Origin of the sequence: Zoogloea sp., assembly GCF_044344315.1 — a bacterium.
GTDB lineage: Bacteria > Pseudomonadota > Gammaproteobacteria > Burkholderiales > Rhodocyclaceae > Zoogloea.
The window spans coordinates 37,219-56,404 of record NZ_JBIJDC010000007.1; the positions used below are offsets into that span (position 1 = coordinate 37,219).

At 61.8% G+C, this 19,186-nt stretch carries 14 protein-coding genes; 11 read left to right on the forward strand and 3 right to left on the reverse strand.

Annotated features, from left to right (window positions below):
* Positions 1-20 precede the first annotated feature (20 nt).
* A complete protein-coding gene (lysA, locus tag ACIQ09_RS02760; RefSeq protein ID WP_398305748.1) occupies positions 21-1,283 on the reverse strand; it encodes a diaminopimelate decarboxylase in 1,263 nt (420 codons plus the stop codon).
* Positions 1,280-1,477: a lipoprotein gene (locus ACIQ09_RS02765; RefSeq protein WP_398305751.1), complete on the reverse strand. Its 198-nt coding sequence runs from the start codon at positions 1,475-1,477 to the stop codon at positions 1,280-1,282. Before ACIQ09_RS02765 ends, lysA begins: the two co-directional genes overlap by 4 nt.
* Positions 1,478-1,524: 47 nt before the next feature.
* On the opposite strand from ACIQ09_RS02765, the gene cyaY reads away from it, so the two are divergent.
* Positions 1,525-1,845, forward strand: coding sequence for an iron donor protein CyaY (gene cyaY / locus ACIQ09_RS02770; RefSeq protein ID WP_398305754.1), 321 nt, complete (start codon positions 1,525-1,527; stop codon positions 1,843-1,845).
* A 10-nt stretch (positions 1,846-1,855) separates the two neighbouring features.
* Here cyaY and ACIQ09_RS02775 read toward each other — a convergent pair whose 3' ends face one another.
* Positions 1,856-4,150, reverse strand: coding sequence for a penicillin-binding protein 1A (locus ACIQ09_RS02775; protein ID WP_398305757.1), 2,295 nt, complete (start codon positions 4,148-4,150; stop codon positions 1,856-1,858).
* Positions 4,151-4,324: 174 nt separating this feature from the next.
* On the opposite strand from ACIQ09_RS02775, the gene ACIQ09_RS02780 reads away from it, so the two are divergent.
* The 10 genes from ACIQ09_RS02780 (at position 4,325) to ACIQ09_RS02825 (ending at position 19,186) form a co-directional block, all read left to right on the forward strand.
* Positions 4,325-5,401 (forward strand): pilus assembly protein PilM, encoded by a 1,077-nt coding sequence (locus ACIQ09_RS02780; RefSeq protein WP_398305760.1) that lies wholly within the window; start codon positions 4,325-4,327, stop codon positions 5,399-5,401.
* Complete coding sequence (locus ACIQ09_RS02785) at positions 5,398-6,006, forward strand: PilN domain-containing protein (protein ID WP_398305763.1); 609 nt, start codon at positions 5,398-5,400, stop codon at positions 6,004-6,006. The genes ACIQ09_RS02780 and ACIQ09_RS02785 overlap by 4 nt, the downstream gene beginning before the upstream one ends.
* Positions 6,006-6,680, forward strand: coding sequence for a type 4a pilus biogenesis protein PilO (locus ACIQ09_RS02790; RefSeq protein WP_398305766.1), 675 nt, complete (start codon positions 6,006-6,008; stop codon positions 6,678-6,680). The genes ACIQ09_RS02785 and ACIQ09_RS02790 overlap by 1 nt, the downstream gene beginning before the upstream one ends.
* A 5-nt stretch (positions 6,681-6,685) precedes the next feature.
* On the forward strand, positions 6,686-7,210 hold the full coding sequence (locus ACIQ09_RS02795) for a pilus assembly protein PilP (RefSeq protein WP_398305769.1): 525 nt from the start codon (positions 6,686-6,688) through the stop codon (positions 7,208-7,210).
* Between the two features lie 2 nt (positions 7,211-7,212).
* Complete coding sequence (pilQ, locus tag ACIQ09_RS02800) at positions 7,213-9,384, forward strand: type IV pilus secretin PilQ (RefSeq protein WP_398305828.1); 2,172 nt, start codon at positions 7,213-7,215, stop codon at positions 9,382-9,384.
* Positions 9,385-9,408: 24 nt separating this feature from the next.
* Positions 9,409-11,487 (forward strand): hypothetical protein, encoded by a 2,079-nt coding sequence (locus ACIQ09_RS02805; RefSeq protein WP_398305772.1) that lies wholly within the window; start codon positions 9,409-9,411, stop codon positions 11,485-11,487.
* Positions 11,488-11,536: 49 nt separating this feature from the next.
* Positions 11,537-12,064, forward strand: a complete 528-nt coding sequence (locus ACIQ09_RS02810; protein ID WP_398305775.1) for a shikimate kinase — start codon at positions 11,537-11,539, stop codon at positions 12,062-12,064.
* On the forward strand, positions 12,052-13,134 hold the full coding sequence (gene aroB / locus ACIQ09_RS02815) for a 3-dehydroquinate synthase (protein WP_398305778.1): 1,083 nt from the start codon (positions 12,052-12,054) through the stop codon (positions 13,132-13,134). Before ACIQ09_RS02810 ends, aroB begins: the two co-directional genes overlap by 13 nt.
* A 17-nt stretch (positions 13,135-13,151) precedes the next feature.
* Complete coding sequence (locus tag ACIQ09_RS02820; protein ID WP_398305831.1) at positions 13,152-14,276, forward strand: deoxyguanosinetriphosphate triphosphohydrolase; 1,125 nt, start codon at positions 13,152-13,154, stop codon at positions 14,274-14,276.
* A gap of 233 nt (positions 14,277-14,509) precedes the next feature.
* A complete protein-coding gene (locus ACIQ09_RS02825) occupies positions 14,510-19,186 on the forward strand; it encodes a glutamate synthase-related protein (protein ID WP_398305781.1) in 4,677 nt (1,558 codons plus the stop codon).

Below are 19,186 nucleotides of genomic sequence, written 5' to 3' on the forward strand. Positions count from 1 at the left end.
CGGGCGGCAGGAGTGGGGGGTCAGGGAAGCGGGCGTTCGCCCCTCAGCAGGTGTTCGAGGGTCTCCCGCTCGCGGATGACATGCACCGTGTCCCCGTCCACCAGCACCTCGGCAGCCCGCGGGCGGGTGTTGTAGTTGGAACTCATGGTCATGCCGTAGGCGCCGGCAGAGAGGATGGCCAGCAGGTCACCTGTATCAACGGCAAGATCCCGGTCGTGACCCAGGAAGTCGCCGCTCTCGCAGATCGGGCCGACCACTTCGTAGCGGGTTGCGGGCAGGCTGCGCGGGGCGACGGCGACGATCTCGTGGTAGGCGTCGTAAAGCGCCGGCCGGGCCAGGTCGTTCATGGCCGCGTCGATGATGGCAAAGTTCTTCTCGACGCCGGGTTTGAGGTATTCGATGCGCGTCAGCAGCAGGCCGGCGTTGCCCACCAGGGAGCGGCCCGGCTCGAAGCACAGGGCTTCGTCGCGGTCGGCAAAGCGCTCCAGCAGCGGCTTGAGATACTCGGTGGGGGTGGGCGGCTCTTCGTCCCGGTAGCGGATGCCGAGGCCACCGCCCAGATCGATGTGGTCGAGCTTGATGCCCTCACTGGCCAGCTGGTCCACCAAACCGAGGATCTTGTCGGTGGCCTCGGCCATCGGAGCGGGATCGAGGAGTTGGGAGCCGATGTGGCAGTCGATGCCGCTGATCTCGATGTGGGGCAGCGTGGCGGCCTTGCGATAAAGGTCCAGGGCTTCGGTGAAGGCGACGCCGAACTTGTTGCTGCGCAAGCCGGTGGAGATGTAGGGGTGAGTGTTGGGATTGACGTCCGGGTTCACGCGGAAGGCAATCGGCGCACGTTTGCCCATGCTGGCGGCGACTTCGTTGAGTCGGTCGAGTTCGGCGGCGGACTCAACGTTGAAACAGCCGATTCCCGCTTCGAGGGCGTAGCGCATTTCATCGCGGGTCTTGCCGACGCCGGAGAAGATCACCTTGCCGGCGTCGCCACCGGCCGCCAGCACCCGCGCCAGTTCGCCCCCTGAAACGATATCGAAGCCGGCGCCAAGCCGGGCGAAGACCGACAGGATGCCGAGGCTGGAGTTGGCCTTGACGGCATAGCAGACCAGCGCCTTGCGCTGGCCGAGGGCCTGCTGGTAGGCCTCGTAGGCGGCGGTGAGGGCGGCGCGGGAATAGACGTAGGTGGGTGTGCCGAAGCGCTCGGCGATGTCGGCGAGGGCAACCCCTTCAAGGGTCAGGCCGGCGGGGCCGGCTTCTAGCGTCGGCACGGGCAGGGCAGTCGTCATTGGGCGGGGTCCTGGGAGACGGGTTTGTTATGATCCATGCCAGGCGCCCGGCTGGGCGTCGGCCTTGTATCGGCAGGTGTGGTGGCCTTGGCTGCGGGCTTGGGAATCTGCGGATAATGCAGCGGGCCCTTGATGCCGCAAGCGGTCAGCATGAGTAAGCCGCAGGCCGCGGCGGCAATGGCGAAGGTTCGCATGGGTTCCGCGCAAAAACGGGAATGTTAACAGAACAAGGGATCAGACGATGGATGAAGCAGACTTCAATGCCCTGGCGGAAGCGGAGCTGGACCGCCTGGAGCGCCTCCTGGACGACTGTACGGCGGACATCGATTACGAGGTCAAGCCCGGTGGGATCGTCGAGATCGAGTTCGAGAACGGTAGCAAGATCATCGTGAATCGTCACTCTGCTGCCCGGGAGATCTGGCTGGCCGCCAAGTCCGGCGGCTTCCATTTTCGACCCGTCGAGGGGCGCTGGGTGGGGACCCGCGATGGCGCTGATTTCTATGCCGTGTTGTCCCGTTGCATGTCCGAGCAGGCGGGGGAGGGGATCAGCCTGGCGGGCTGATCCCCTCCGGTCAGTTGGTGGCGGCTCCCGGTGCGGCCGGCGCTTCTTCGGTCGGCACGCCAGTGGGTTCCGGCGGTGCTTCCGGAGGGGCTGCGGGCAGGTTCTCCTGGTAGATCATTTCTTCGCTCGGGCTGCCCGCCGGCTGAATGCGGATCAGGCCCTTGGGTGCTTGCGGATAAGTTTCCGGGACGCCTTCGAGGGCCTTGCGCATGTAGTTGATCCACATGGGGAGCGCCGCTGCACCCCCTGTTTCGCCATTGCCGAGCTTGCGTGGCTGGTCAAAGCCGATCCACGCGACGGCCGCGACAGTGGGTTGGTAGCCACAGAACCACGCGTCGACATATTCGTTGGTGGTGCCGGTCTTTCCGGCCAGGTCGCCGCGCTTGAGCACCATCGCTTTCGTTGCCGTACCCCGGCGCACGACATCCTTCATGACCGAATCCATGAGGTAGGCGTTGCGTTCATCGATGACCCGCTCGGCGGTTTCGCCCGCGATCGGTGGGTCCACGCGGGCGAGCACGTTGCCGGCCTCGTCGCGTATCTCCTTGACCAGGAAGGGCTCCACCCGGTAACCGCCGTTGGCAAACACGGAGTAGCCACGCAGCATCTGCCATGGCGTCACCGACCCGGCACCCAGTGCCATGGTCAGGTAAGGGGGGTGGCGTTCCGGATCGAAGCCGAACTTGGAAATGTAGTCCTGGGCGTAGCGGGGGCCGATGGACTTGAGCAGGCGGATCGACACCATGTTCTTGGAGCGTGCCAGGGCTGAGCGGATCGAGATCGGGCCGTCGTAGCGTCCGTCGTAGTTCTTGGGCTCCCAGGATTGGCTGCCGGTCTCTCCGGCCGGGAAGGAGAGGGGGGAGTCGTCCACCACGCTGTTTGGCCCGTAGCCCTTCTCGAAGGCAGCGGAATAGATGAAGGGCTTGAAGCTCGAACCGGGTTGCCGCCAGGCCTGAGTGGCGTGGTTGAACTTGTTGCGGTTGAAGTCAAAGCCGCCGGCCAGGGCGCGTACGGCACCGGTCTGGGGGTCGGCGGCCACGAGCGCGCCTTCGACCTCGGGAAGCTGGGTGATCTCCCAGCGGTTCTCCCCCCGGGTGATGCGTACGATCGCGCCGGGCCGGATACGCTTGTTGGGCGGGGCCTTGTCACCGAGCATGCTGGATGCAAAGCGCAGGCCTTCGCCGTTGATCCGGATGGATTCCCCGTAGCGGTATACGGTGACCGATCCGCCTCCCGCCTGGGTGACGATGGCGGCCAGCATGTCGTCGTAGTCGGGGATCTCGGACAGGATCTCGTCCATCGATTCCGTGTGCTGGGTGTTCAGGCGGCTCGGGTCCGCATAGCTTTCAGCGCCGCGATAACCGTGACGTCGGTCGTAGTCCAGGATGCCGCGGCGGAGCGCCTTGTAGGCGGCTTCCTGCTCGGCCTTGAGAATGGTCGTGATGACCTTGATGCCCTTCGTGTAGGCCTCTTCCCGATATTGTTCGTAAGCAATCTGCCGGGCCATCTCGGCAATGTAGTCGGCGCTGCCCCCCAGGTCGGCAGCGCTGCTGACCACCTTGAGGGGCGCTTCCACGGCTTGGCGATGCTCGGTGTCGCTGATGAAGCCCAGTTCGGCCATGCGACGCAGCACGTATTGCTGGCGCTGTGCCGCCCGCTTTGGATTGACGACGGGGTTGTAGGCGGAGGGCGCCTTGGGCAGGCCGGCCAGCATCGCGGCCTCGGGCACGTTCAGATCACGGATGGACTTGCCGAAATAGGTGTGCGAGGCCACAGCAAAGCCGTAGGCCCGTCGCCCGAGAAAGATCTGGTTGATGTACACCTCGAGGATCTGGTCCTTGGTGAGGTTCTGTTCGATCTTGAAGGCGAGGAGGACCTCGTAAAGTTTGCGCGAATAGGTCTTCTCCCGGGTCAGGAAGAAATTGCGTGCCACCTGCATGGTGATGGTCGACGAACCCTGGCGCTTGCTGCCGGTGGCCAGGTTGGCGCCGGCGGCGCGCAGGATGCCGGCGAAATCCACGCCAGGGTGCTGGTAGAAGCGGTCGTCTTCCGCCGCGAGGATGGCGTGCTTGAGAACGGGCGGCACATCCTGGATGCGGATGAAGGCGCGACGCTCCTCGCCGTACTCGCCGATCAGCTCACCGTCCGCGGTGTAGATCCGCAGCGGGATCTTGGGGTGGTAGTCAGTAAGAGCTTCCAGCGACGGCAGGGTGGGCCAGGCGAAAGCCACGGCGAGGGCGAGGACCGCGACGCCAATGGCAATCAGGCCGAGGAGGGCAACGAAGGGGTAGAGTACCCAGCGCATGTCGGGAGCGGGAAGCAGATAAAAGTCCCGCATTATACGAGGCGGGGCGTTTTGACGCCCGTTGCATGAATCGGTGTTTTACCGGCACTTGCTTTACACCTGTCATGGTTGTTGTTAGGATTTCAAGTAGATTGTTGTAATTGCGCCTAACGTAAAGAATTTTCAGGACTTTTTGTGATCGACCTATCCTTTCTCAGCCCCGGGGCGCGCCCCCTGATCGGTGTCGACATTTCGTCGTCGTCGGTCAAGATGGTCGAGTTGGCCGCCGCTTCCGGGGGAGGGTTCCGGGTAGAGCGGTACGCGATCGAGGCCCTGCCCAGGGATGCCGTTTCGGATGGCAACATTGCCAATCTGGAGGCTGTCTCCGATGCGATTCGCCGGGGATGGCGCAGGCTGGGCACCAGCACCAAGTTCGTGGCCCTCGCATTACCGGCATCTGCGGTCATCACCAAGAAGATCATTCTGCCGGCGGGCCTGCGTGATCAGGAGCTGGAAGTTCAGGTCGAGTCAGAGGCCAACCAGTACATCCCTTTTGCCCTTGACGAGGTCAATCTCGACTTCCAGGTGGTGGGGCCGGCAGCTTCCGGTGCCGACGAGGATGAGGTGCTGATTGCCGCGTCACGCAAGGAAAAGGTTGAAGATCGGGTCGCCGCGGCGGAGGCCGCAGGGCTCAAGGCCTTGGTGATGGACGTCGAGTCATACGCCGCGCTTTCGGCATTCGATCTTGTTCAGGCCGATCTTCCTGATGCTGGTCACGACAAGATCATCGCCCTCGTGGATGCGGGGGCCAACGTCATGAACGTGTCTGTCCTGCGCAACGGCGTGCAGGTTTATGCCCGTGAGCAGGCCTTTGGCGGTTTCCTGCTGACCCAGGACATCATGCGGCACTTCGGTATGTCGCTTGAAGAGGCCGAAAGTAGCAAGCGGACGGGAGCTCTCCCAGAGAGCTATGAGGGGGATCTTCTCAGGCCGTTCATGGATGCCATGGCGCTGGAGGTGTCCCGTGCCCTGCAGTTCTTCTTTACCTCGACCCAATTCAATCAGGTGGATCACATCGTCCTGGCGGGAGGGTGTGCGGTGATTTCAGGGCTTGCCGAAACCGTTGCGGGTCGGACTCAGGTTGATACGCATATTGCCAACCCCTTTGCGGGCATGAGCCTTGGCTCCAAAATCCGTCCCAAGAATCTGTCGGCGGATGCCCCGGCGCTGCTCGTGGCCTGTGGCCTCGCCCTGCGGAGGTTTGATTCGTGATCCGCATCAACCTGCTCCCCCATCGGGAGGAAAAACGCAAGGCTCGGCGCCAGCAGTTTGTTTTGCTGGCTGCGCTGACTGCATTGGCCGGTCTTTTGGTTTGGTTTGTCGGCCACTCCATCATTACGGGTTATGTCGAGGGGCAGGAAGCCAAGAACGCTTTCCTGAAGCGGGAGATCGCCGTCCTCGACAAGGAAATCTCCGAGATCAAGGGTCTGCGCGAGCAGGCCGAAGCGCTGCTGTCGCGCAAGCAGGTCATCGAGTCTCTGCAGACCAACCGGACTGAAACCGTGCAGATATTCAACGAACTTGCCCAACAGATGCCTGAAGGTGTCTACCTCAAGTCGCTCAAGCAGACAGGCGCGAAGATCAACCTGATTGGTTACGCGCAGTCCAACGCCCGGGTGTCCAATCTGATGCGTAATCTTGAGGCATCGCCCCATCTGGAGCGCGCCGATCTTGTTGAGGTCAAGGCTGCAGTAATGAACACCCGCCGGGTGAGCGAATTCAATCTCAACGTAAACATCGAACGCGCCAAGGCGGCAGACGTCGATCTGGTCAAGGAAAAGGGTGCGTCTGCACCGGCCCCGAAGGGAAAACCATAATGGGCCTTAAAGAGTCGCTGGAGCGCCTGCGCAATTTCGATCTGCAGACCCTGCAGCGGGATTTCAGGGGGCTTGATCCCAATGATCCCGGACAGTGGCCCGTGCTGCCGCGGGTGGTCACCCTGCTCGCCCTGTTTTCGGCAATCGTTGCAGGCGGATGGTGGTTTGACTGGAGTGATCAGTTTGCAATGCTGGAGACCCGGGAAAGGGAAGAACTGGCTCTCAAGGAAGACTGGCTGAACAAAAAACGGCAGGCCGTGAATCTGGCAGAGTACCGCAGGCAACTCAGCGAGATTGATCGGCAGTTCGGTGCCTTGCTCAAGCAATTGCCCAATCGTTCCGAGATCGAGTCGCTCCTGGCCGACATCAACCAGGCAGGTCTGGGCCGTGGTCTTCAGTTTGAGTTGTTTAAGCCGGGTTCCGAAGGTTCAAAGGACTTCTATGCCGAGTTGCCGATTGCAGTGCGTGTTACCGGCAACTACCACGATCTTGGCGAGTTTGTCAGTGACGTTGCCCAGATGCCTCGTATCGTGACCCTTAATGACATTGCCATCGAGGCCATGAAGGAGGGCAACCTGAAGTTCGACGCCACTGCCATCACCTACCGCTATCTGGATGACGAGGAAGTTGCCCGGCTGCGCAGGGAAAAAGCCAAGGAAAAGGCGCCCAAGTGAGGATCATGCGACTGACCTTGATGCTGCCCCTGGCAGCCCTCCTCGTTCTTCCGGGGTGCTCGGATCAGCAAGATGATCTGCGGCACTGGATGACTGAGTCCTCGAAAGATCTCAAGCCCAACCTTAAGCCTCTGCCCCCGATCCAGCAGGCGACAGAGGTGCTTTACGAGGGGGCGGCCAAGGTTGATCCCTTCCGCGCGGCAAAGCTTGAGCCGGACAAGAAGTCGGGAATGTTCATGCCCGATGCCAATCGTCGCAAGGAGCCCCTGGAGTCCTTCCCTCTCGAGTCACTGAAGATGGTAGGGGTGTTGATCAAACGGGGCCAGTCCCATGCCATTGTCGCGGCAGACAAAACCCTGCACCAGGTCAAGCTTGGAAACTATCTCGGGCAGAACTACGGCCAGATCACGGCCATATCCGAGTCCGAAATCACTTTGAAAGAGCTCGTCGAGGACGCCGGTGGCGAATGGACCGAGCGTATCAGCACGCTGCAACTGCAGGAGCAGGCGCCTCAGGAGGCGAAGAAATGAAAATGGGACGTTGTAGCTTCAGGTTTGGCGCATTGGCCGTAGCGGCCGTGCTGGGATGCATGGCCCCTGCGGCGCCTGTGCTAGCTCAAGTTACCGAGGCTGCCGTACCGGCTGGCAATCGAATCGAGAAGATGGTTGCTGCAGAGCAGGGAGGCAGCATCGTTCTCAAACTGACCATGGCGCAGCCGTTGGCGGCGGCGCCTGGCAGCTTCAGTGTGGCCAATCCTGCGCGGATTGCCTTCGACTTTCCGGATACGGCCAATGGCCTTGGCCGGAACAGTCAGGTTCTGAATACCGGTGATCTACGCAGCGTGAATATCGTGCAGGTGGGGGATCGTACCCGGCTGGTACTGAACCTCTCCCGGGTTTATCCCTACGAGACGCGGATCGAGGAGCGGGATGTCTTCATCACCCTGGCCTCCGGACCTTTCAAGGAAGCCACGGGGATGGTTCCCCAGGCCACCCAGTTTGCGCCGGCGGTGGCCGGACAAAACGAGAAACACGCTATCCGTGACGTCAACTTCCGTCGAGGGAAAGATGGAGAGGGCCGTCTGGTGGTCGATCTTTCCGACCCCAATGCGGGTATCGACATCCGCCAGCAGGGAACCAGCCTGATCGTCGACTTCCTCAAGACAGACGTTCCCGAGCAGCTTCGCCGCAAACTTGATGTAGTGGATTTCGGTACGCCGGTTTCATCGGTGGTTACCCAGGCCCAGGGCGGCAATGTGCGCATGACGGTAACGCCCCGTGGCCTCTGGGAGCACAACGCCTACCAGAGCGACAACCAGTTTGTGCTTGAGGTTAAGCCTGTCAAGGAAGACCCGAACAAGCTGACTCAGGGGGCGGGCAAGGCGCGCTTCGGTGGAGAGAAGCTGTCCCTCAATTTCCAGAACATCGACGTGCGTTCGGTGCTTCAGGTGATTGCCGACTTCACCAACTTCAACATCATCACCAGTGATTCCGTTCAGGGCAACCTGACCCTGCGTCTGAAGGACGTGCCTTGGGATCAGGCTCTGGACATCATTCTCCAGGCCCGTGGCCTGGATCTGCGCAAGAACGGCAACGTGATCTGGATTGCACCGCGGGACGAACTCGCAGCCAGGGAAAAGCTTGATCTCGAGTCCAAGGCGCAGATCGGTGATCTTGAGCCTCTGCGTACGGAGAGCTTCCAGATCAATTATCACAAGGCCAAGAACGTTGCGGAGTTCCTTAAAAGCAAGGATCAAAGCGTGCTCTCCAAGCGCGGCAGCGTAGTACCCGATGAGCGTAGCAACAAGATCTTCGTCAATGACGTGGCCTCGCGGCTGGAAGAACTGCGCCGCCTGATCGCCGAGATCGACGTGGAGGTGCGCCAGGTGCTTATCGAGGCGCAGATTGTGGAGGCCACGGACACCTTTACCCGAAACCTTGGCGTGCGCCTCGGTTTTGGCGGCAAGACCGGCGGGCTGCTTGGAAAGACGGATGGTGGCGTTTCTGTGTACCGAAATACTTTCGGGTCCGGGACGCTATCCTCGACGGGCTATCAGGCGGGTCAAATCTCCACGGTGCCCAACTTCAACGAGTCGCTGGCTGTTAACCTGCCGGCCTCGACCATTAACGGCAAACAGGCTGGCGCTTTTTCCCTTGCTCTGTGGAACAGCGCAGCAACCCGTTTCATCGACATGGAGGTGTCTGCACTCGAGGCTGATGGCAGGGGTAAGGTGGTGTCCAGGCCCCGCGTCATGACGGCAGACAAGGTCGAGGCTCTCATCGAGCAGGGTACGGAGGTGCCCTTCCAGACCCAGGGGGGTGGAACAACAGCGCCTACCGTCTCCTTCAAGAAGGCCAACCTGGCGCTCAAGGTCAAGCCTCAGATCACGCCGGATGGCAAGGTGATGATGAGTATCGAGGTTAACAAGGACCAACCCCGTTACGATCGTCCTGTGGCCAACGGCAACGTGCCGATCGACACCAAGCATGTGAAGACCGAAGTCGTGGTGGAAAATGGTGGCACCATCGTGATTGGCGGCATCTACACGCAGGACGTGTCCAACAATACGGTTAAAATTCCTTTCCTGGGCGATCTTCCCGTGCTTGGTTACCTGTTCCGCAGTAACGAGCGGACCGACAACAAGACCGAGCTGCTCATTTTCATTACGCCCCGCATCATCAACGATCAGCTGGGTTTGCGCTGATCACTGGCCTGAATGGATTTTTCAATGCGTGAATTTTTCTCAGCGGCTGTCCGCTCCCATGCCCGACTCATCGGCCCGTCCCTGATTGCGCTGGCGTTGGTCAGTTGCGGCGGCGGCGGCGGAGGCGGTGGTTCCACCAGTTGCCCTGGGGGCTTTCTGACTTGCAATGGGACGGGAACCGACGGCGGCACGACCACGCAGACTCCGAAGGTCACCATGACTCTGGTGGACGCCGGAACGGGCGTAGCCACCAATAACCTGACATCGGGAAAGCCGCTGACGGTTCGCGCGGTGCTAGTGTCGGCCACCGGGCTGCCGCTGGCAAACCGGGTGGTCACGTTTTCCACCAATTCGTCCCTGGCGATCTTTGACCCGGCCTCGGGTACCCGCCTGACCGATGCGAATGGTCTCGCCACGATCAATCTGCTGGCTGCCGATCTGGCGTCCAGCGGGGCCGCAGAGGTTACCGCCACCGTCGATGTGGATGGAGCTTCGGTCACTCAGAAAATTGCGTATGCCGTCAGCCCGGGCTCTGTGACCCTGTCCAATCTCTCGGCGAACTCCAGTTCTCTGAGTGCCTACGGCAGCACCTCAGTCTCGGTCCAGGTGTTCTTCAATGGTGCACTTACGACGACGCCACTTACAGTCAACTTCTCGTCAGGCTGTGACAGCAACGGCAAGGCCAGCATCACCAAGAGCGCTGCGACGATCAATGGTGTTGCAACAGCGACCTACACCGACAAAGGCTGTGCCGGCTCCGACATCATCACCGCCTCCCTGCAGGGAACATCGGCTCAGACCACGATCGCTGTGGCTGCGCCGAAGGCGTCGAACATCGGTTACGTTTCGGCCAATCCTTCCTCGATGGCCCTTGCGGGTACGGGCGGAGCAGGGTTGTCGTCCAGTTCTGTCGTGACCTTCAAGGTTGTGGACAGCACAAACAATCCGGTTGCCTCCAAGGCTGTCAGTTTCGATCTTTCCACTCGTGTGGGTGGAATCAAGCTTAACAATCAGAGCTCAGGCGCAGTGCAGGCAACCTCCGATGCCTCCGGTCTGGTGAGCGTAACGGTCTCTGCAGGTTCCGTACCGACACCGGTCTGGGTGACTGCAGCGCTGGTGGATGATCCGACCATCGTCACGCAATCCACCAATCTCACGATCTCTACGGGCCGTCCGACTCAGGATCGTTTCTCCCTTTCGATCGGGACCTTCAATATCGAGGGGTGGAATCGGGATGGTACGACGACAAGTGCTAACGTGTTCGCATTCGACCGGCTGGGAAACCCGGTGGCCGATGGGACGGTTATCAATTTCATCAGTGAAGGTGCGGGCATTCAGCCTTCCTGCGTCACTGCAGCCGGCTCGTGCAGCGTCACTGTTACCAGCGGCGAGTTCCGTCCTCGTGTCGATAGCGAGCCCTCTACTTTTTCTGTTAAGGCCGGTCGAGTGACCATCCTTGCCTATGCCCAAGGCGAGGAGAGCTTTGACGATCAGAATCAGAACAACATCTATGATTCGGGTGAGGTTTTCCGCGATCTGGGTGATGCTTTCGTCGATAACACCGAGGACAAGGTGTGGGCTTCAGGTGAGCGGGAGATCCAGTTCAGTGCCTTGAACACCTCCGCGTGCCCGGCTTATCCAGGTGATGGGCGATATGCCAGCGCGCCCTACAAGGCGGGTACTTGTGATGGAGTGTGGGGCAACGCTCACGTACGCCGGAATCTGGTGTTCGTGCTCTCCAGTCATGTAATCGGGACCGTGACCCCGTCTACTTTCACCTTCCCGAGAACGGTGCCGCAGGTTTGTACGGGTTCGTTTACGTTCCGCATGTCGGACATCAACAACAACCCGCTCCCTGCAGGGGCTACGCTGACGGCCACTTCGAATGTGACCTACACGAATGACACGGGAGAAACGGTAAAGGCTACGGTTTCGTTCCCCCCGGGCAACGACAAGATATCGAATACCAATGCACCGGGGGGGACTTTCCACTCCGTCATAGTCGAAGGCTCCAAGTGCACGACGCCGTTGACCGGCTCTATCGGCATCACCGTGACTTCTCCGAGCGGGAGCGCAAGCGGCGCCAACCTTACGATTAACTGATGACTGTTCCGGGGATTCCTAGCCGAGCCCCGGTCCCATGGGGCGGGGCATGAATCATCCCAAATGTATTGTTCTGGTCGGAATGCCCGGTTCCGGCAAGACAACCGTAGGCCGGGAGCTTGCCAAGCGCCTCGGCCTTCGGTTTGTCGACAGCGATCACGAAATCGAACAGCGTACCGGCGTCAAGATTCCGACGATTTTCGAGATCGAGGGGGAAGATGGGTTTCGCAAACGCGAAACCTGCACCCTTGACGCGCTCACCCAGGAATCCGGCCTGGTGCTGGCCACCGGTGGTGGTGCGGTGATCAACCCCATCAACAGGGAGTTGTTGTCGGCGCGGGGGGTGGTGATCTACCTCAATGTGCCTCCGCACATACTTTGGGAGCGCACCCGTCACGACCGTAGTCGTCCGCTGTTGCAGGTGCCCGATCCGCGGGGGCGCCTCCAGCAACTCTTCGTTGCCCGCGATCCTCTTTACCGCGAAGCCGCACACATCATCGTCGAAGGTGGGCGAGGAACGCCCCATGCCATGGTCCGGATGATCGAGAAAGAACTGCAGATCCTATGCGCACATTGAACGTCGAGCTCGCCGAGCGAAGCTATCCGATCCGGATCGGCGCTGGGTTGATCGGTGACCCGGCTCTCATCCTGCCCTATCTCAAGACGCGGCGTGTTGCCGTTGTCACCAACGATGTGGTCGGTCCGCTCTACCTTGCAGCTTTCGTAGCGGGCCTGCGGGCTCAGGGGCTGCAGGTGACTGAGATTGTTCTGCCCGATGGCGAGGCCAACAAGGATTGGCCGACTCTGAACCTCATCTTCGACGGACTGCTCGCCGCGCGCTGTGACCGCAGCACCACCCTGATCGCCCTCGGCGGCGGTGTGGTCGGGGATATGGTCGGATTTGCCGCTGCCACCTACCAGCGGGGCGTGCCCTTCATTCAGGTACCGACAACACTGCTGTCTCAGGTGGATTCCTCGGTGGGGGGGAAGACCGCCATCAATCATCCCCTCGGCAAGAACATGATCGGCGCCTTCTATCAGCCCCGGCTGGTCCTCGCCGATACGCAAGTTCTCAATACCCTGCCGGATCGGGAGCTCAAGGCAGGGCTGGCTGAAGTCATCAAGTACGGCCTGATCCGTGATCTGCCCTTTCTCGATTGGATCGAATCCCATCTGGAGCGTCTCCTCGCGCGGGATCCGGAGGCCCTTGCGGAGGCGGTCGAACGCTCCTGCCGCAACAAGGCCGAGGTGGTGGCCGCTGACGAAACCGAGCAGGGTGAGCGGGCGACGCTCAACCTCGGCCACACCTTTGGTCATGCCATCGAGACGGGGCTGGGTTACGGCGAGTGGCTGCACGGCGAAGCCGTCGCTGCTGGCACCATCATGGCCGCCGATCTCTCCCGGCGACTCGGCTGGCTCACCGACGATGAAGTGGTGCGGGTCAAGCTCATCCACGAGAGGGCAGGGCTACCCGTGATCGGACCGGCGCTTGGCGCTGATCGCTACCTGGAACTCATGTCCCATGACAAAAAGGTGTCGGATGGCACGCTCCGGCTCGTGCTCCTCAAGGGGGTTGGCCGGGCGGTGATCAGTTCCGAGGCAAGCCCGGCCCAGATGCGGGCCAGCATTGAAGCGTGTTGCGCCTAGATCCGGTTGACCAGGCAATGACGCAGCTGGCGCCCTACGCCGTCACGGAAGCCAACAGCCGGGGCCGCCAGCTTGCTGAAGCGCCCCCTACGGCTCGGGGCGAGTTTCAGCGTGATCGGGACCGGATCGTGCACTGCACCGCGTTTCGGCGGCTTGAATACAAAACCCAGGTGTTTGTGAACCATGAAGGGGATCTGTTTCGCACCCGCCTGACCCACAGCATCGAGGTCGCCCAGATCACCCGCTCCATTGCCCGCGCCCTGCACCTCAACGAGGATCTGGCCGAGGCTGTGGCCCTTTCCCACGATCTCGGTCACACCCCCTTCGGCCATGCCGGCCAGGAGGCGCTGAATACCTGCATGAAGGATTTTGGCGGTTTTGAGCACAACCTCCAGTCCCTTCGAACCGTTGATCTGCTTGAGGAAAGCTACGCCGAATTCAACGGTCTCAATCTCATGCACGAGACCCGGGAGGGCATTCTCAAGCATTGTTCGCCCAAGAATGCCGAGCTGCTCGGTGACATCGGCAGGCGTTTTATCGAAGGGCGTCAGCCCTCCCTCGAGGCCCAGCTGGCCAATCTGGCTGACGAGATCGCCTATAACAACCACGATGTGGATGACGGCCTGCGTTCCGGGCTGATCACGCTCGAACAGCTCGAAGCCGTGCCAATATTCGTACATAAGCGGCAGATCGTCGAAGCGGCTTATCCGGGCATTGGTGGTCGGCGGCTGATTCACGAAACCATCCGGCGGATGGTGAACATGATGGCAGTCGACCTGATCGAGCAGACCCGCAGCAATATCGCCGACGCCTGTGTCGGCACCCTTGATGACGTGAGGGCCGCTCCGCGGCTCGTAGCCTACAGCCCTGGCCTGCTGCCCGAGCTGCGTGTTCTCAAGACCTTTCTGCGTGACAACCTGTACCATCACTATCAGGTGCTGCGCATGACCGACAAGGCGCGGCGCATCATCCAGGACCTCTTCGGGGCGTTCATGAGCGATCCCCGCCTGCTGCCGCCCCAATACCAGCTGATGGCCCGTACCGACAAGCCACGGGCCATCGCTGACTACATCGCCGGGATGACCGATCGCTATGCGATGCGTGAGCATCGGCGCCTGTTTGCCGTCGGCGAGATCCATTGAGGCCGGGCTGCCATGCGGCAGCGCAAAAATTCCTTGAAGAACGGGCGCCTGCGGCGGTATATTCGACCCTCGCCCAATGTGTTTGAACGGTCTCCTCGTCGGGATCGAGCGTAGCCGGCTGGCCAGCATCCGCCGGCTTTTTCACGGTTCGGACGGGGCGACTTTCCGCAGTTTGAATGTCCGGTGCCGCAGGAATGCTGGTGCCGGTGTGTGTTGTGTCGAGGAAAAACAAGATGGATCTTCCCCTGGAGCAGGGTCTTTACGACCCCGCCAACGAACATGACGCCTGTGGTGTCGGCTTCATCGCACATATCAAGGGCAACCGAACTCACGAGATCGTCAATCAAGGTCTCGAGATCCTCAAGAACCTGGACCACCGGGGTGCGGTCGGTGCCGACCCGCTGCAGGGCGATGGCGCCGGCATCCTGATCCAGATTCCGGATACCCTTTTCCGCGAAGAGATGGCCAAGCAGGGCGTGACGCTGCCGCCCGCCGGTGATTACGGTGTCGGCATGGTCTTCCTGCCCAAGGAGCACGCCTCCCGCCTCGCCTGCGAGGAAGAGATCGAGCGCGCTGCCCGTGCCGAAGGCCAGGTGGTGCTCGGTTGGCGCGACGTGCCCACCGACCCCGCCATGCCCATGTCGCCGACCGTCAAGGCCAAGGAGCCGGTGATCCGTCAGATCTTCATCGGTCGTGGCCCCGACGTGATGGTCACCGAAGCCCTCGAGCGTAAGCTTTACGTGATCCGCCGCCGTGCTGCCAACGCCATTGGCAGCCTCAAGCTGAAGCACTCCAAGGAGTTCTACACGCCGTCCATGTCGGCGCGGACCATCAACTACAAGGGTCTGCTGCTGGCCGATCAGGTTGGTCAGTACTACCTCGACCTCCAGGATCCGCGCTGCATCTCCGCGCTGGCCCTGGTGCACCAGCGCTTCTCCACCAACACCTTCCCCACCTGGCACCTGGCTCATCCGTTCCGCTACATCGCCCACAACGGCGAAATCAACACCGTACGCGGCAACTACAACTGGATGCGTGCCCGTGAAAAGGGTACTCACTCTCCGTTGCTGGGTGATGACCTGCAGAAGCTGTGGCCGTTGATCTACCCGGGTCAGTCCGACTCGGCGTCCTTCGACAACGCCCTCGAACTGCTCGTGATGAGCGGTTACTCCCTGGCCCACGCCATGATGATGATGATTCCCGAAGCCTGGGAATCGCACACCCTCATGGACCAGAAGCGTCGCGCCTTCTACGAATACCACGCGGCCATGATGGAACCGTGGGACGGCCCCGCTGCGGTGGCCTTCACCGACGGCCGCCAGATCGGCGCCACCCTCGACCGTAATGGCCTGCGTCCCGCCCGTTACTTCGTCACCGATGACGACTACGTGGTCATGGCCTCCGAATCCGGTGTGCTGCCCTTCCCCGACGAAAAAATCGTCAAGAAGTGGCGTCTGCAGCCGGGCAAGATGTTCCTGATCGACATGGAGCAGGGCCGCATCATCGACGACAAGGAAATCAAGGATTCCCTCGCCGCCGCCAAGCCCTACCAGGAGTGGATCAGCCGCATCAACATCCGCCTCGACGCCTGTGCCGAGCCCGAGAGCGTCGTGGCCCCCGAGTACGCCGCGTCCGTCCTGGATCGTCAGCAGGCCTTCGGCTACACCCAGGAAGACATCAAGTTCATCCTCGAGCCGATGGCCAAGAGCGGTGAAGAGTCCACCGGCTCCATGGGTAACGACAGCCCGCTGGCCGTGCTGTCCGCCAAGTCCAAGCCGATCTACAACTACTTCCGCCAGCTCTTCGCCCAGGTGACCAACCCGCCGATCGACCCGATCCGCGAGCAACTGGTCATGTCGCTGGTGTCCTTCGTCGGCCCGCGCCCCAACCTGCTCGGCATCAACGAGATCAATCCCCCGTACCGCCTGGAAGTCCCCCAGCCGGTGCTGACCTTCTCCGACATGGCGAAGCTGCGGGAGATCGCCCGTTACACCGAGAACAAGTTCCGTTCGGCCGAACTGGACATCTGCTACCCGCTGGCCTGGGGCAAGGAAGGTGTCGAAGCCCGTCTGGCCTCCCTGTGTGCGGAAGCCGAGAACGCGGTGCTCAATGGCTCCAACATCCTGATCGTCTCCGACCGCAAGGTGGACGCGCTGCACGTGGCCATCCCGGCCCTGCTGGCCACCTCCGCGGTTCACCAGCACCTGGTGGCCAAGGGCCTGCGCACCCGCACCGGCCTGGTCGTGGAAACCGGCTCCGCCCGTGAAACCCACCACTTCGCCGTGCTGGCTGGCTACGGTGCCGAAGCCGTCCACCCCTATCTGGCCCTGGAAACCCTGGCCCAGATCGCTGGTGGCGATGTCGAAACCGCCGAGAAGTACACCAAGCACTTCATCAAGGGTGTCGGTAAGGGCCTCATGAAGGTCATGTCCAAGATGGGCATCTCCACCTTCATGTCCTACACCGGCGCGCAGATCTTCGAGGCCATCGGCCTGCAGAAGGGTCTGATCGAGAAGTACTTCACCGGCACCTCCTCGCAGGTCGAGGGCATTGGTGTGTTCGAGGTCATGGAAGAGGCCATCCGCCTCCACCAGCAGGCCTTCAGCGCCGATCCGGTGCTGGCCAACATGCTCGACGCCGGCGGTGACTACGCCTACCGTATCCGCGGCGACGAACACATGTGGACGCCGGACGCCATTGCCAAGCTGCAGCACTCCACCCGCTCTGGCAAGTTCGACACCTACAAGGAATACGCCAAGATCATCAATGATCAGAGCAAGCGTCACATGACCCTGCGCGGCCTGTTCGAACTCAAGCCCGCCGGTGCTCCGGTGGCGCTGGAAGAGGTCGAGCCCGCCAAGGAGATCGTCAAGCGCTTTGCCACTGGCGCCATGTCTCTGGGTTCCATCTCCACCGAGGCGCACACCACGCTGGCCGTGGCCATGAACCGGATTGGCGGCCGCTCGAACACCGGCGAAGGCGGCGAGGATCCGAAGCGCTTCATCCCGATCAACCAGCCGACCATGCTGTCCGAGATCATCGGTGCCAGCCGTATCGAGCGTGACCTGCAGCTGCAGGCCGGCGACAGCCTGCGTTCCTCGATCAAGCAGGTGGCGTCCGGCCGCTTCGGTGTCACCACCGAATACCTGGTCAACGCCGACCAGATCCAGATCAAGATGGCCCAGGGTGCCAAGCCCGGTGAAGGCGGTCAGCTGCCCGGCCACAAGGTCTCCGAGTACATCGGTTTCCTGCGTCACTCCGTGCCCGGCGTCGGCCTGATTTCGCCCCCGCCGCACCACGACATCTACTCCATCGAGGATCTGGCCCAGCTGATCCACGACCTGAAGAACACCAACCCCGTGGCGGATATCTCCGTCAAGCTGGTGTCCGAGGTCGGTGTGGGTACCGTGGCGGCCGGTGTGGCCAAGGCCAAGGCCGACCACGTGGTGATCGCCGGCCATGACGGTGGTACCGGTGCCTCGCCCTGGTCCTCCATCAAGCACGCCGGTTCGCCGTGGGAGCTCGGCCTGGCCGAAACCCAGCAGACCCTGGTCCTCAACCGTCTGCGCAGCCGTATCCGCGTGCAGGTGGACGGCCAGATCAAGACCGGTCGCGACGTGGTCATCGGCGCCCTGCTGGGTGCGGATGAATTCGGCTTCGCCACCGCCCCGCTGGTGGTCGAAGGCTGCATCATGATGCGCAAGTGCCACCTCAACACCTGTCCGGTGGGCGTGGCCACGCAGGATCCGACCCTGCGCAAGCGCTTCTCCGGTCAGCCCGAGCACGTGGTCAACTTCTTCTTCTTCATTGCCGAAGAAGTCCGCGAGCTCATGGCTCAACTGGGCGTGCGCAAGTTTGACGACCTGATCGGCCGTGCCGATCTCCTCGACATGCGTGCCGGCATCGAGCACTGGAAGGCCCGTGGCCTGGACTACAGCCGCATCTTCCACATGCCCAACGTGCCTGCCGATGTGCCGCGCATCCACACCGAAACCCAGGACCACAACCTGGCCAAGGCGCTGGACAACAAGCTCATCGAGCTGGCCAAGCCGGCCCTCGAGAACGGCGAGAAGGTCTCCTTCGAGATCCCCGTGCGCAACATCAACCGCACCGTCGGCGCCATGCTGTCAGGGCGCTTCGCGGCCAAGTACGGTCACGCCGGCCTGCCCGACGACACTGTGCATATCCGCCTCAACGGTACGGCTGGCCAGAGTTTCGCCGCCTTCCTGTCCCGCGGCCTGACCCTCGAACTGGTGGGTGAAGGCAATGACTACGTCGGCAAGGGCCTGTCCGGTGGTCGCATCATCGTGCGTCCGGCGGCCGGTTTCCGTGGCGATACGCCGAGCAACATCATCATCGGCAACACCGTGCTCTACGGTGCCACCGAAGGTGAAGCCTACTTTGCGGGTGTCGGCGGTGAGCGTTTTGCCGTGCGTAACTCCGGCGCCACCACCGTGGTGGAAGGCGTGGGCGACCATGGTTGCGAATACATGACCGGCGGCACCGTGGTGGTGCTCGGCATGACCGGCCGCAACTTCGCGGCAGGCATGTCCGGCGGCGTGGCCTACGTGTTCGACGAAGACAATACCTTCGAGTCCCGCTGCAACATGGCCCAGGTGGCCCTGGAGCCGGTCGAGGAGGAGATCGAGGCCCGCAAGGGGTCCGAGTCCGGCGACGAGCTCGAGTCCCACGGCCGCGTCGATGTGCGTCACCTGGGCATGGCCGATGAAGCCCTGCTCAAGATGCTGATCGAGCGCCACGCCACCTACACCGGCAGCGAACGCGCCAAGACCATCCTTGCAGACTGGGGCACCTACCGTGCCAAGTTCGTCAAGGTGATGCCGCACGAATACCGTCGTGCGCTGGCCGAAATGGCCGCGCAACAACAGAAAGAACTGGAGGCCGCGTAA